This window comes from Nostoc sp. ChiVER01, assembly GCF_034531155.1.
Taxonomy (GTDB): domain Bacteria; phylum Cyanobacteriota; class Cyanobacteriia; order Cyanobacteriales; family Nostocaceae; genus Nostoc.
This window is the reverse complement of record NZ_JAVRBS010000049.1, coordinates 1-12,679: the sequence shown is the minus strand read 5'-3', so window position 1 is coordinate 12,679 and position 12,679 is coordinate 1. Positions and strand designations below refer to the sequence as shown.

The 12,679-nt window shown below is 41.8% G+C and carries 13 protein-coding genes; 6 read left to right on the top strand and 7 right to left on the bottom strand.

What is annotated here, in order from left to right; all coding sequences use genetic code 11:
- Nucleotides 1–54: 54 nt before the first annotated feature.
- The gene (locus RMY00_RS34740; protein WP_322651901.1) at nucleotides 55–1,407 is read left to right on the top strand and encodes a hypothetical protein; all 1,353 of its coding nucleotides are present in this window, start codon (nucleotides 55–57) and stop codon (nucleotides 1,405–1,407) included.
- A gap of 52 nt (nucleotides 1,408–1,459) precedes the next feature.
- On the opposite strand, the gene RMY00_RS34735 is transcribed toward RMY00_RS34740, so the two are convergent.
- The gene (locus RMY00_RS34735) at nucleotides 1,460–3,805 is read right to left on the bottom strand and encodes a glycoside hydrolase family 10 protein (RefSeq protein WP_322651900.1); all 2,346 of its coding nucleotides are present in this window, start codon (nucleotides 3,803–3,805) and stop codon (nucleotides 1,460–1,462) included.
- Between the two features lie 271 nt (nucleotides 3,806–4,076).
- On the opposite strand from RMY00_RS34735, the gene RMY00_RS34730 reads away from it, so the two are divergent.
- A complete protein-coding gene (locus tag RMY00_RS34730) occupies nucleotides 4,077–4,388 on the top strand; it encodes a threonine dehydratase (protein WP_322651899.1) in 312 nt (103 codons plus the stop codon).
- A 113-nt stretch (nucleotides 4,389–4,501) separates the two neighbouring features.
- On the opposite strand, the gene RMY00_RS34725 is transcribed toward RMY00_RS34730, so the two are convergent.
- Together RMY00_RS34725 and RMY00_RS34720 are read right to left on the bottom strand one after the other, a co-directional pair.
- Nucleotides 4,502–4,699 (bottom strand): PIN domain-containing protein, encoded by a 198-nt coding sequence (locus RMY00_RS34725; protein WP_322651898.1) that lies wholly within the window; start codon nucleotides 4,697–4,699, stop codon nucleotides 4,502–4,504.
- A gap of 448 nt (nucleotides 4,700–5,147) precedes the next feature.
- The gene (locus RMY00_RS34720; protein WP_322651897.1) at nucleotides 5,148–5,309 is read right to left on the bottom strand and encodes a type II toxin-antitoxin system HicB family antitoxin; all 162 of its coding nucleotides are present in this window, start codon (nucleotides 5,307–5,309) and stop codon (nucleotides 5,148–5,150) included.
- 216 nt (nucleotides 5,310–5,525) lie between these two features.
- Here RMY00_RS34720 and RMY00_RS34715 point away from each other — a divergent pair, with 216 nt between their 5' ends.
- The gene (locus RMY00_RS34715) at nucleotides 5,526–6,113 is read left to right on the top strand and encodes a trypsin-like serine peptidase (RefSeq protein WP_322651896.1); all 588 of its coding nucleotides are present in this window, start codon (nucleotides 5,526–5,528) and stop codon (nucleotides 6,111–6,113) included.
- A gap of 1 nt (nucleotide 6,114) precedes the next feature.
- Here RMY00_RS34715 and RMY00_RS34710 read toward each other — a convergent pair.
- Nucleotides 6,115–6,836 (bottom strand): IS1 family transposase gene (locus RMY00_RS34710; protein WP_322651895.1). Its coding sequence is split into 2 segments (ribosomal slippage): nucleotides 6,115–6,485 and nucleotides 6,485–6,836, totalling 723 coding nucleotides; the frame shifts between segments, so codons are not numbered across the junction.
- Between the two features lie 204 nt (nucleotides 6,837–7,040).
- Between RMY00_RS34710 and RMY00_RS34705 the strand changes: the two genes are divergently transcribed.
- A complete protein-coding gene (locus RMY00_RS34705; protein WP_322651894.1) occupies nucleotides 7,041–7,244 on the top strand; it encodes a hypothetical protein in 204 nt (67 codons plus the stop codon).
- Nucleotides 7,245–7,594: 350 nt separating this feature from the next.
- On the opposite strand, the gene RMY00_RS34700 is transcribed toward RMY00_RS34705, so the two are convergent.
- Nucleotides 7,595–7,804 carry a hypothetical protein gene (locus RMY00_RS34700; RefSeq protein WP_190890347.1) on the bottom strand — a complete coding sequence of 70 codons (210 nt, stop codon included), beginning with the start codon at nucleotides 7,802–7,804 and terminating at the stop codon, nucleotides 7,595–7,597.
- Nucleotides 7,805–8,154: 350 nt separating this feature from the next.
- On the opposite strand from RMY00_RS34700, the gene RMY00_RS34695 reads away from it, so the two are divergent.
- The gene (locus tag RMY00_RS34695; RefSeq protein WP_322651893.1) at nucleotides 8,155–9,204 is read left to right on the top strand and encodes an adenosine deaminase; all 1,050 of its coding nucleotides are present in this window, start codon (nucleotides 8,155–8,157) and stop codon (nucleotides 9,202–9,204) included.
- Between the two features lie 377 nt (nucleotides 9,205–9,581).
- On the opposite strand, the gene RMY00_RS34690 is transcribed toward RMY00_RS34695, so the two are convergent.
- The gene (locus RMY00_RS34690) at nucleotides 9,582–9,917 is read right to left on the bottom strand and encodes a rhodanese-like domain-containing protein (RefSeq protein ID WP_322651892.1); all 336 of its coding nucleotides are present in this window, start codon (nucleotides 9,915–9,917) and stop codon (nucleotides 9,582–9,584) included.
- 255 nt (nucleotides 9,918–10,172) lie between these two features.
- Between RMY00_RS34690 and mutL the strand changes: the two genes are divergently transcribed.
- Nucleotides 10,173–11,921 carry a DNA mismatch repair endonuclease MutL gene (gene mutL / locus RMY00_RS34685; RefSeq protein WP_322651891.1) on the top strand — a complete coding sequence of 583 codons (1,749 nt, stop codon included), beginning with the start codon at nucleotides 10,173–10,175 and terminating at the stop codon, nucleotides 11,919–11,921.
- 148 nt (nucleotides 11,922–12,069) lie between these two features.
- On the opposite strand, the gene RMY00_RS34680 is transcribed toward mutL, so the two are convergent.
- Nucleotides 12,070–12,453 carry a hypothetical protein gene (locus tag RMY00_RS34680; RefSeq protein ID WP_322651890.1) on the bottom strand — a complete coding sequence of 128 codons (384 nt, stop codon included), beginning with the start codon at nucleotides 12,451–12,453 and terminating at the stop codon, nucleotides 12,070–12,072.
- Between the last annotated feature and the right edge of the window lie 226 nt (nucleotides 12,454–12,679).

The following is a 12,679-nucleotide window of genomic DNA, read 5'->3' as shown; positions in this document are numbered from 1 at the left end:
TTCCCAGGCAGTAGGCGCGGCGTTTTCTCGTCCTAGCAACAACCCAGAAAGTCTATGTTACAAGAAGCCAGCACCCGTCTCATAGTACCGGAACCATCAGAAGACTTAATCGCCAACGAGCCTTGGTCGATAGAAAACTATGCTGATGGTCTAATGGATGAACTCTTTGCCGATATCGACTCCATTCTGGATGTTAGTAGTAATCTGCTTTCTCAAACCGTTAGGCACAGTAGGCAGAACAAATCGAACCAGTCTGTTGCTGGGGTTTCTCCCCAAGCTCAACGCCAGTCGCCTACAGAAAACGTGCTGCAAAGAGCCACAATACCACAGATTATACCGAACACACTGAACCAGCCAGTGCAGTCAGTTGCTCATAACCACAAACACTTGAGTACCTTTGTATTTGACTCCACCTCCGTAAAAAGAGCTAGTAGAAAGCGTCAGAAAAGTAGTCATAATTTGGGCAAACTGCTGATGGTGGGAACAACTTTAGGCGTGGCGATCGCTGGTACTATCTACTTGGTACAGTCTGGAGTCGTATATCCTTTCAATACCAACTTGACCCAGCCAGGTGTTCTAGTGCCGCAACCGCAGTCACAGTTGCCAACAAAAGTAGAAATTGAGGCAGATTTAGTTGACTACATGCTGCAATCGCTAGCAGTTATAGATAAGCAAGAAGCAACGCCCAATCAAAAATCTACCATACGTGAATTTTCTAATCAGGCAAATAATAACCAAATAGCCCCTGATAACAGGCAAACAACTGGTAATTTACCATCACTGCCACTTCTAGCTAATAATACACCATCAGCCCCCAACCGTTCTGGAAGCGTTGTTGAGCGCATCTACGTTCCTGTTTATCAAGCACCGTCGCCAATGCGCTACCTACTGCCGACTATTCCTGGTAGTCCTACAGTTTTACCACGAGTTGCGAGTACGTTACAGGCAACTCAACCAAATGTTGTGAAAAGTGCCCTGAATACGGTGCGACAAGCTACCAAACCTGTAACTGTCAACATGTTAGCTGCGGCTGTAAGAGCCGAACTTAAACCTGTAGCTGCGAAAACTGCACCGATTACCGTGCGACAAACACCCAGTCCTCTGCCTGCATTACCAGTAGTTCCATTACGCGCAGCACTTGCGCCAGAGTCAGAACCAACTATTACTCAAGAACAAGTATATCCGGCAGTTGCGATCGCAGATACTCCGAGTAATACTTTAGAAGGATTACTCGAGTTAGGCAATAAATCTGCCGCTTTGTTTAAAATTGATGGCGTGACTCGCCGCATCAATATGGGTGAAAGTATCGGCGAAAGCGGTTGGACATTAGTCGATGTAAGTAATGGTGAAGCCGTTATCCGCCGTAACGGCGAAGTGCGATCGATTTACGCAGGGCAGAAATTATAATAAGCTGTTACGCAAATAAACATTGCACATCCACTAGTGAGGTTGTCCCTTGTCATTTGTCCTGGGTAAATACTTTTGACTTCTGAGGAAGTAAATCTTTATTTTCTTCTTGACGGCGAGTGCGAAAACCCTGTCTTCCATTAACTTGGTCAAAGAGGACATCGTATTTATCAAAAAATGCGATGCCAGTATTTACAAATATAGGAAGTTCTGCCTGTGGGGAGATACTTAAATTCCAGCGATTAAATCCGTCGCGGGTTCCTGGTGTCACGCTGTAATCAAAAATGCCATTAATTGCTACTTTCAAAGCATTTGTTGAGCGCAATATTCCTGGTTTGAGTTTACCTGCTGTGGAAGCTGATTTGAATTCAGTCAAACCATTAATAGTTCCAGTATCATTGAGCATTGTACCATTACAAGAATTTTTAGCAGCACTCCCAGCAAGAGTTAAACAAACTTTGCTCAATCGAGAATCCCATCTGTTACCGGGTACACCATTTATTTCGCTTTGTTGACTCCAAGGAGCCATTTTGAAACCTGCTTGATTATCAGCAGTTAAACCGAGAATTAGGCTGCCATTGTTGTTACTTCCACCATTTCCAATCACGATAAATCCATTACTCAAATTACCTGGTAATTTTCTTAACGGATTATAGGGAAGTGACTTTTCAAAATAGTTGACACCAATAATACCAGAAAATGGTACACCACTCTTTGCTGAACAATTAGGCTTTTTGGCAATACATTGGCGACTAGTAACAATCTGTACCGGAACGGGTTCTGCGGCGGGAAGCAAACCAAATCGGATATTAGTATAAACTAATTCTCCTTCCAGGATAGTACCATCACTTAATACCTCCTTGATATTTTGTCCCGTTCTGCGAATAGGGGCATTACCTAAAAACTCTTTGGGAACTCGCAGCCCTGCTGACCCTGTATCTAATAAGATACGCTTTGGTTTACCACCTGCGATCGCCATTTCCAAAAAATACCCGCGAACACGTTGACCAAGGGAAGGTTTTGTGTATAAAGGTAGGGATATGGTATCAAAACTTGGCTTACGGGGTATATTTTGAGAGATGTCGCGCAACACTGGGTTTGGGAAAAGAGCCGCAAATGCTGACTGTCGTTGTGCTGCTGGTTCAGGCGCGATATCCCAAAGACTTTCGTAGTAGAAAAAGCCGATACCTAAACCGCGTTGTTGCGCTGCTTCTACCTGGGATTGGATTTGTGGTAAGGCAACTGGGCGATTTCGTAACCCCGTCGTAATACCGATACCAGTTGGGATGACTTTTTGTGTTTCTAAAATTTCTGGGCGGGTTATTTGAGTGATAAAACTTTCTAAATCATTACGGTATACTTGCATAACCAACTCATCAACAATACCCAACCGTACCCAGTTGAGCCAGTCTTGCAGTTGCAGCTTGTACGCGAAATCATAATAATTAGGAGCAACTGAGAAAATAGCATTCGGTTTTCTAGCTTTCACAGTTTGGTACAGGTCTACCATGAATGTGCTGATTTTATCTGCCCGCCATTTTATCCATGCTTGGGCTTGGGGATTGGGCGGGGGAGGATTGCCAGTTTCTTGAGTATATAGACTAATTGTGTATTTATCGTAGCCAAAATCCACAGGTAAACTCGTATGGTCGTCAAATTGAACGCCATCAGCATCGTATTGAGTAATGACTTCCATCACGAGTTCAGTAATAAACTTTTGCACTTCCGGGTGAAACGGATTCAACCACGCTACTTCACCCGCAGCACTAATTGAAGTTTGAGTCCCATCCCGCTTTTGTGTCAGCCAATCTGGATGCTGGGATGCAAGTTCCGAACTTAGGGGAACCATGAAACCAAATTCAAACCAGGGTATTGCTAGTAGCCCTTCTCTGCGGGCTTGGCTGATAATGTCTGCAATTACATCTTGTCCATCTGTTCCCTTGAAGAAGAAGGGAATACCCATTTTTTGCATGATGGCGCTTGGGTAATATGTATAGCCATCGTTCCACACTACTGGATAGACAGTGTTAAAGTTTAACTGCCGCAGTTGACTCATGGCTGCAAGCACCTGCGAGCGATTTCTAAAAACGCTAAAATCATTACCACTTAGCCACACCCCTCGAATTTCTTGACGAGGTTGAGGAGGTAGTTGGGCAATGCTAGGGGCAAAAGTGTTGAGTAGCAATACTGCAACGAATGATATCAGACATAATAATGGCAGCAGGCGCTTCTTTAAAAGCCACCAACCTTGAGAAATGAGGCGACTAGGCGCAATACCAAACGCTTTACGTAGCTTGCTGCGACATAGGAGTAAGCCTCTACGCACAGGCACAGGCTTAAATAGTAAGTTAGTTAAAGCATTAATTTTTATGCTTTTTTCCCAGAACTGAGTTGCCATTACTTCTGCTTACTAAATGAGGTTAATTGGTTATATTTCATTCCATATCAACATTAAATTGCTGTACCAGAAAAACTGATACAGTAATTTAGCTGCAAATATAGTTGACGCAGTTATCGGGTTAGTAGTGCCAAGTATAAATGTTTCAAATGTAACCTGTAATATATTTTCGCTGCTCTCATGCCTATGCCTGGTAAATTTTTTGCATAGCACCATTTCTCTTATTGGAATTAAGTCACAATGATAATAGGCAATCATGGAGGGTGCTGTTATGTTTCGTCTACCTCAAACTGTTCGGAACTTGTTCATTCGGATTCAAGGCTTGTTTGGTGTTTTATTCCAAAGTGTTGCTAATTTTTTCGGAAGTTTCTTTGGTTTTTTTGGCAACCTGTTTGGATTCAATAGCTCTGGTTATTTCGTGGAATCTGATCAGCAGCAAGCTATAAAACAAGCTTCTGCAAAAGAGCAAATTGAAACGAATCAGGATAACACTCCTAAAATTTCCGCCACTACCCGCCGTCGTTCTAATGCCAAAATTGACGACTACTTTCTCAATATGGCTCGTGATGTGAAAAAGAAGTAACAAAAGCCATCAATTGGAGGGTGATCTTAGTACAACGTAAGCGTTGCTCGCCGTAGGCATCGCTCTGCCAGGGTAAGATCATCTCAATTAGACTTGACTGCTGACTCAGGAGGCTACCAATTAATCGCTGTTAAAATTGTTACTTTCGCAAACTCTTGATTGGCAGTCACCAAACTTGCTGAATTTTGGATAGCCATTGCTGCAATAATTGCATCTGGTAGTTTCAACCGATATTGCTGGCGAATTTCAATGATTTTCTTAATCAAAACAACATCACTCGCCACTAAATTGACAACCTCAACTCGTTGCAAAAACTGCTCAAAAAGCTAACAATCCTCTTGACTCAGCCCAGAAAACGCGAGAAATTCAATTTTGCTAATAACTGAAACTCCAATCCAATCAGCATTTTGGAGTAATTGAATAAGTTGAAAAAACTCCTGAACAAACGGATATTCTTCAGCTTTCATATATGAACCAAAGTAATTGTTTAATATCTACTATAAAGAGCGATCGCCTCTTACTCTCCATTTAAAACGAGTTTTGTAATAGGCGATCGCATCTCATACGTGTCTACTTTTGCCTTGGCGAATGGAATTCGCGGCTACACAGGCTTTCGTCCGCCTGCGCGGACTAAGGTCAAATTAAGGTTTTGAAACCCAGGATCGGTAGCTTTTATTTGTATAGACGCGGTTTATAACCGCCCATTTCGCTGTAGGTTTTTTGGTGGAGGATATAAAAGCGCTGAAGCGCCTGTTTTTCTTAGTTTGACAAGGTTTCTATATAAAGCTCAACTGCTTCTTTGATATTTGCCTGTACTTCTTCTAGAGACTCACCTTGAGATTGACAACCAGGAAGTTCAGGACAATAAGCATAATATCCATATTCATGTTTTTCGATAACAATGCTAACTTCATACGACATATAAAAGTTACCTTTACTCGTTCAATAACTATTATCACCTTTCATCCCCCTCTCGTTAGGAAGCGTCAGGACGAGAAAATCAGGATTTACCGATGAATTCGTTACAAAAACAGAAACCAGAACCACAACTCTCAACCGCAAAGTTAAAGGAGAGGGCTAGTGGGGTTGACAAGAGGACTCCTACTTTAAGACAAAATTTATTAGGAGTGATTTCTCATGAAAAGCATATTTACATCCAGACAAGTTATTATTCCCTGCATAGCAACAATTGGGGTAGGAATTTTGGGGTTTTGGGCTTCAGTCTCAGCTAAACCACAAACTCCACCTAGCTTTACCAAAGTTGAAAATCCCGGCGAATTTAAACTAGAAGGAAAAGGTGAGCCTTCGGTGCTAAATCAGAAAGAAAAACTCCCCGGAAGACGGGTAATCCTTGGTTCAGATGACCGTATCCCTATGACTAGCAGAGACTACCCTTGGTCAGCCATTGGTAAAATTGAGGGAATAGGTGCTGATGGTGGCGGTTACAGTTGCACGGGAACGTTGATTGCTGAAGACGTTGTTTTGACAAATGCTCACTGTGTCGTTAACCCGGAAACGCGAAAAGTTAGTCAAGCGATCGCATTTGAGCCAAACTTAGTTAATGGTATTGTCAAAAGTAAAAATGATGTAGCCTACGCAACTAATGTTCATTACGGCACAGACTTTCAAAATGGTGATTTAGCTGATTACGCAAACGACTGGGCGATTTTAAAGCTCAACAAGCCTATCGGTAAAAAATATGGGCGTTGCATAAATGCGGGATGAATTAGCTAAATACGGGTATTTGTCCATACTTCAGGTAGTGTAGTAACAATTTAATTGACAGCTTAAGCATATCTACAGATTTGGAGTAACATAATGTTTTGCGATGTAGACGTGCCAGATAATGGCGTAAACGTGTATTTTCTCCTTCAACTCTTGTCATATATGTTTTGCTAATAATATGGTCTCCTGGGTTAATGAAACTAGCGTAAACACGCCATCCATCTGTGACGTAAAAATAGCATCCCCAGAAGCTAACAATATTCCATAAAGGTTTAAAGGTTTCTGCACTATGGTCTCCTACAACCCAAGCCAAAATTCCTCTATTAAAGTGATCTAACGCTGTCCATATCCAAATTTTGTTTTTTTTGACTGCACAAAAGTTTCCAGTTCATCTAATTCCCCAACGGATGGTGTTTTATCTGTTAGCGGTGCCTCGGGTAACTTTTCGCCGATTTGTTTTACCCAGTTGATTATCGTCGTGTGATAGCGAAGCGTTAGCGAGTCCGCGAGCGTCTGAACTCCTGTTTGACGTTCAATTGCTCTAAAACCTGCACCATTAACGTATGCTTTTAAGCATTCTATTTTTTTCTCATCTGAGTATCCTTTTGGTGGGCTGTAGACATCAATGAATTGGCGATCACAATTAGTACAGATGTGATTTTGTTTACCTCGCCGCCACCCATTTTTCCTAATTTCAGTAGAGCCGCAGTATGGACAATTCACAGTAGAGAACCTCAATTCATCCCTCTATTATGCAACGCCAAAATATGGTTATTTGGGCTGAAAATCTTTACCATCTTCACGTTTGGTTGGAGATACGAAAAAGTTCGCTTTGGTAGGCTATTCTGGTGATTTTCCCAACCCCAAGAAAAAAGGTTATGAAACTCTAACTGCTGGCGAAAGTATGACTGCTGGCGTTCACTTAGGATGCAGCATCCTCCGCCATCAGGAAACTTGCTATACCACAACTGTGATACTAATCACGGTGCTTCTGGAGGTGCAATTATTAGTAATATAAAGGGCAAGTATTATATTTTCGCCCTCCACTCCGGCTCAAATGAGGTAAATGGATTGCTGTTGAACCGTGCAGTAGAAATGTCTCGCTTGGATGAGTGGTTGCAACGGAATTAAGGACTAAAATCCTTACTACGAACTTGCTTACCCATCAATTTAAAGTTGACAAACTACTAGAAACTAAGCACAATCCTAATCACAGTCTAGTATTACCCCGCAAAATTAATGGGACAGACCACTAGTTATCGCATTTCTTAGCGGCGCATGAACATAATATCAGTTTGTTGAAAAATTTTCGTTTGCACTGCTATAGTGTGAAGTTGTTTTTCTGGAAAATCATCCATAACGGATTTATCTGTGCATAAGCGCAGCCCAAACCAGCCATCGCACCTTTAATAATAACTATATCCAGCTTGAGGCTGGACAATAGCTAGAGATATTTTTGAGATTGAATGTTTACTTGATTTTTAACTTACCAAATCAACTAAGGCGTTGCTCTGAAAGCGGACTATAGATGAAACTGAGCAACCGCGATAATTCTCAGATGTGAATACTGATAGTGTGATATTAGCTTGACCGGGATCTAAGATGCGTTTTACCTTGCAGATTTGCATTTTGTTGTTGCAGTAAGCAACAATGCGATCGCCAGCCTTGACTTCCAACGCTTGAATTTTCAATTAATACCAACCTTGCCAGGAATTTGCTTCGTCAAAGGAAAAATATATTGCTATATTTCACTTTCTTCAACAATAGCAATGTTTGTTTAAGTATAACACGAAAATTAAAGTTTTTAATCTTATCAATTTAATCTTGATAATGTCAAGTTTATTTATACTCAAAACACCATTAAATGCTAAATTTTCACAAAAGAAGGATAAAATCCCTAATTTAGCGCAGAAGCTTTAAAAAATCCAGATCGTGGGAAACCTCCACTCCAATTTCTCTGAAGCTAAATTTCTTCGAGTCTAGATTTTTTCCTTCTATGTTTTTGTTACAATCAATGAAATTTTTACATAAAAATACCACTATGGCTTTATATGCTGAATTACATAGACATCTAGGCGGCTCGGTCGTACCAAGAGTTCTATGGCGATATTTCGAGCGACATTCTTCGGAGTTGATTTCCCGCTTTGATGACTATTCACAATTTGAAGATTTTTACACCCGTCCACGTAACACCCTGGATGAGTATCTAGAATTACACACCCTGGTAGAAAGTGTGCAAACTGTGGAGACTTTGCCTTACTTTATCTATCGCTTGGTGCGGGGTGCTTACATCTTTGAAAATTTGGCTTATCTGGAGCTGCGCTACACTCCCTATTTGCGGACACCTGAGCATCTGAGTCAATCAGAAAGAATTGACAAGATGGCAGAAATCGTACAAGTAGTAGGGATTGCTAGCCACCAGCCAGAATATCCAATTGTTACTAGCCAAATTCTCTGTATGCACACGCGCCTACCTTATGAGGTGAACAAGGCGATTGTTGATTTGGCGGCGCAAAATAAGCAGTATGTCTGTGCAGTGGATGTAGCGGGGGGTGATAGCTATTATGCCGATCGCTTAGAAGAATGGATTAGCTTATATGATTATGCGCGATCGCAGGGCGTTAACACCACCGGACATTTATATGAAACCACTGCTGGCTGTTACCCTGAACTGTTACCCTATCTCATGCGAATCGGTCACGGCATCCAAATTCCCCTACTGTATCCAGAGTTACTTAATGATGTGGCTAAACGCGGACAGTGTTTAGAGGTTTGCCCCACAACTTACCTAAAAACTGGTACTTTGCAGGATATCCGTCAACTCAAATTAGTTTTTGACCGTTGTTTTGAAGCTGGGGTAGATATTGCTATCTGTACTGATAATGCTGGATTGCACAATGTGCGTCTACCGTTTGAGTATGAGAATCTCTTGACTTACAACATTATCAGTTTTGCACAATTACAAGCTTGTCAGGATGCAGCTTTCCGTCATGCTTTTGCTTGGCCTTACAGTCAACCTCCCGCATCTCTGTTGAATGGATTACTGAAACCTGAACTACCTAAAATTTTGGCAACCAGGGATAGTAATTAAACACCACTAGTAGTCTGTCAATAAATAATTGATGGATAAATTCCCTGTAGAGACGGCGATTTATCGCGTCTCTCTAACCGTCAAAATGAATTTGACATACCACTAGAGAAAGCAGAAAGTAAGATGATTTAATTGCTAATTAATGTTGCAATCAGTGACTTTTTTGATGCTGTAGAGAAAGCTGTAATGCACAGTAGATATTTTGCAAAAACCCATTTTTTAGAGATTAAACCACAGATACACCCAGAGAATTTATCGGTAGTTCATCTGTGGTTTACTTTTCGCTAATTCAGATTTTTGTTAGAAGTCTAATGTGCAGTACAAAAAACCAGCAATTATGCAATAAATAGACTTCGATTGATATACCTGGGTTAAGTTTAAGCGGTAACACCTTCTGTAGCACCACCGACTGAAATCCAAGCTGTAAGACCACCTTGGATTTCCGCTACTTCAACAAACCCTTCTTTTCTGAGAATTTGTGCAGCCTGGGTTGATTGCTCGTCACTGTCGCCATAAATATAAATATGGCGTTCTTTATGTAGAGCAGATTTGGCTCTAGATGCCAAATCGTCTAATGGGATGGGTATTGCTCCACTGATCCGACCGTTATTGTAGGTATGGCGCTCACGCACATCAACAATTGTAAAACCTGGTTGACCCCATTGCAAACGGGTCTTTAACTCATGGACATTAGCAACTGAATTATTACTCATAAGTTTTTTGGCTTATCACCTCACAAGCAATTTATCAAAAATCCCCGTTTAATTGAGTTTTCTTTACAATTAATCAAAATTTCTGGTTAATTCGCTTTCTCATCTCCTCAGTCTACGGAAAGCTAAAGCAACATCTCCCCTACTCTTTTTCTTGTCTACAAGACACTGCGCGTATCTTGCTTCCCTGTAAAGGTATAATTTAGAATTGATTTCCCCTCCACTTCCCTTGCCCCCAGAAGCTATAAACTATAATTTATGGCATCTACTATTCAAGCTCTACCAACAGAAGTCGTATATCTCATTACAGCTGGTGAGGTAATAGACTGTTTCGCATCTGTGGTGCGGGAATTAGTAGAAAATTCCCTAGATGCAGGTGCAACGCGAATTGTGGTTTCTTTATGGCCGCAGCAATGGCGAATTCGTGTTGCAGATAATGGTTGTGGAATGAACCTAGATGATTTGCAACAAGCAGCCACAGCCCACAGCACCAGTAAAATTCGCTCTAGTGCCGATTTATGGAAAATTAACAGTTTAGGATTTCGTGGTGAGGCGTTACACAGTTTAACCACTCTAGCAGATTTAGAAATTTTGAGTCGTCCTGTAGGTGGAAAATTAGGATGGCGAATTAGCTATGGCGATGGCGGGGAAGTTGTGCAAGTTGAAGTAACTGCGATCGCACCTGGTACAGTGGTGACAGTTTCTCATCTTTTCGGTAATTGCTCATCTCGTCGTCAGGGATTGCCCACAGCAGCACAGCAAATGAAAGCCGTGCAAGCCACAATTCACCAAATCGCCCTGTGTCATCCTCACGTCACCTGGCAGATTTGGCAAAATGACCGTCAATGGTTCACCATTTCTCCAGCTTCGACAACTGGGCAACTGCTACCGCAGATTTTACCCCAAGTGCGACAAGGTGACTTGCAAGAAATAAAACTCGAAATACCCAATCCTCCCAGCTCTTGTACAGACGCGATTAATCGCGTCTCTACGGACACTTCTACAGACCCGATGAATCGCGTCTCTCCCCACTCAGCACTAAACTTAGTAGTAGGATTACCCGATCGCACTCATCGTCATCGTCCAGATTGGGTACGTGTAGCCATTAACGGACGGATGGTTAAAACACCAGAATTAGAGCAAACGATATTATCAGCATTTCATAGAACATTACCACGCGATCGCTATCCAATTTGTTTCCTACATCTTGCCATTTCCCCCGATCAAATTAACTGGAATCGTAATCCAGCAAAAACAGAAATTTATCTCAACGAAATCATTTATTGGCAAGAGCAAATTACCCAAGCAATCAACCAAGCACTCAGCATTTCTTCTAACAATCTTAAAGAAGCTGTCCATACAACACGAGTTAGTAAATTACTCAAAACCGCAGAAGCAAAAGGCAGCTACAATTTCAATTCTCAAAATCCTAACCCTTGTACGGACGCGATTAATCGCGTCTCTCCTAACTCTTTAAAAGCTGTCGCTCAAGTTAGCAACACTTATATTGTGGCGGAACATCCTAGTGGTATGTGGTTAGTGGAACAGCACATTGCCCATGAGCGAGTTTTGTATGAGCAATTGTCTGATAATTGGCAACTTGTCCCGGTCGAACCGTCAATTATTCTTTATCAATTGTCGCCAGCGCAAGTGTTGCAACTGCAACGCATCGGTTTAGAAATAGAACCCTTTGGCGAACAACTTTGGGCAGTGCGAAACATACCTGCACCTTTGCAACAGCGAGACGACTGTGCAGAAGCAATTTTAGAGCTTAGTTGGGGAGGCGATTTACAAACAGCCCAAGTAGCCGTCGCTTGTCGCAGTGCCATTCGTAATGGTACACCCATGAATCAACAAGAAATGCAGGCACTTTTAGATAATTGGCAACGCACTCGCAACCCTCGCACCTGTCCCCACGGACGGCCAATTTATCTATCTTTAGAAGAATCAGCTTTAGCCCGATTTTTCCGGCGTAATTGGGTAATTGGAAAAAGTCACGGAATTTGATGTTTTCAGTAAGTGTACATACAAGTCGAATTACCCTCTGTCGTTTGCCGAAGAATTAAATTCAATGGCGAGACAATCTGGGGAAAAAGAAATCTTGTTCCCTCCCCTTTACAAGGGCAGGGTTAGGGTGGGGTAAAACCCAGATTTATCAAGCAACAGCGTCTTGCTTAGGCTTTCGCACCGGACGCTTGCGTAGGCGTAGCCCGTCGTAGACATCGCTTCGACGAACGCCCCCCGCCATTTTGTACTCATCGCTATTCTTGCCATACTTTGCAGCTACACTGAGTAACATGTGTTTTGTTAGTTCCATCAGCGACTTTTCGGCAACTTCTAAGGCTTCCTGAGTCATATCTACGCTGGAGAGGCTTGAGTTATAAGCTTCCAATTTGTCTTGCGTTGTTTTGATGACGGTTGCAAAAGAGTCAATTGTTACCCCATTGCCTAAATCTAAGGTGGGATTGATCGATTTCAAAGCCGCAATCCGACGCTGCGCTTTATCAAGTACTTTAGACCCGCGTTTTGGACGTGACATAAATCACCTTTCTGTTGTTAATAATGCGCCAGGAGAAAAACTGACTTCCACCCTGAACTGTACATCACTAAGATAGACAGAATTAGGGTTACTTGACACCCGAATTATTCAGTATAAATTAATTTATTTATTACAAATATGTTAGATGACTTTATGTAAATTATTGGAGGTTGCCCGAATTCAATAAACGACTGCCCGAATTCAATAAACGACTGCCCGAATTCAA

What these genes read in the sequence shown, in the direction of transcription:
- RMY00_RS34695 (WP_322651893.1), top strand. Translation starts at nt 8,155, where the DNA reads ATGGCTTTATATGCTGAATTACATAGACATCTAGGCGGCTCGGTCGTA.
- RMY00_RS34715 (WP_322651896.1), top strand. Translation starts at nt 5,526, where the DNA reads ATGAAAAGCATATTTACATCCAGACAAGTTATTATTCCCTGCATAGCA.
- RMY00_RS34705 (WP_322651894.1), top strand. Translation starts at nt 7,041, where the DNA reads ATGCAGCATCCTCCGCCATCAGGAAACTTGCTATACCACAACTGTGAT.
- RMY00_RS34740 (WP_322651901.1), top strand. Translation starts at nt 55, where the DNA reads ATGTTACAAGAAGCCAGCACCCGTCTCATAGTACCGGAACCATCAGAA.
- RMY00_RS34730 (WP_322651899.1), top strand. Translation starts at nt 4,077, where the DNA reads ATGTTTCGTCTACCTCAAACTGTTCGGAACTTGTTCATTCGGATTCAA.
- RMY00_RS34690 (WP_322651892.1), bottom strand. Translation starts at nt 9,917, where the DNA reads ATGAGTAATAATTCAGTTGCTAATGTCCATGAGTTAAAGACCCGTTTG.
- RMY00_RS34680 (WP_322651890.1), bottom strand. Translation starts at nt 12,453, where the DNA reads ATGTCACGTCCAAAACGCGGGTCTAAAGTACTTGATAAAGCGCAGCGT.
- mutL (WP_322651891.1), top strand. Translation starts at nt 10,173, where the DNA reads ATGGCATCTACTATTCAAGCTCTACCAACAGAAGTCGTATATCTCATT.
- RMY00_RS34720 (WP_322651897.1), bottom strand. Translation starts at nt 5,309, where the DNA reads ATGTCGTATGAAGTTAGCATTGTTATCGAAAAACATGAATATGGATAT.
- RMY00_RS34735 (WP_322651900.1), bottom strand. Translation starts at nt 3,805, where the DNA reads ATGGCAACTCAGTTCTGGGAAAAAAGCATAAAAATTAATGCTTTAACT.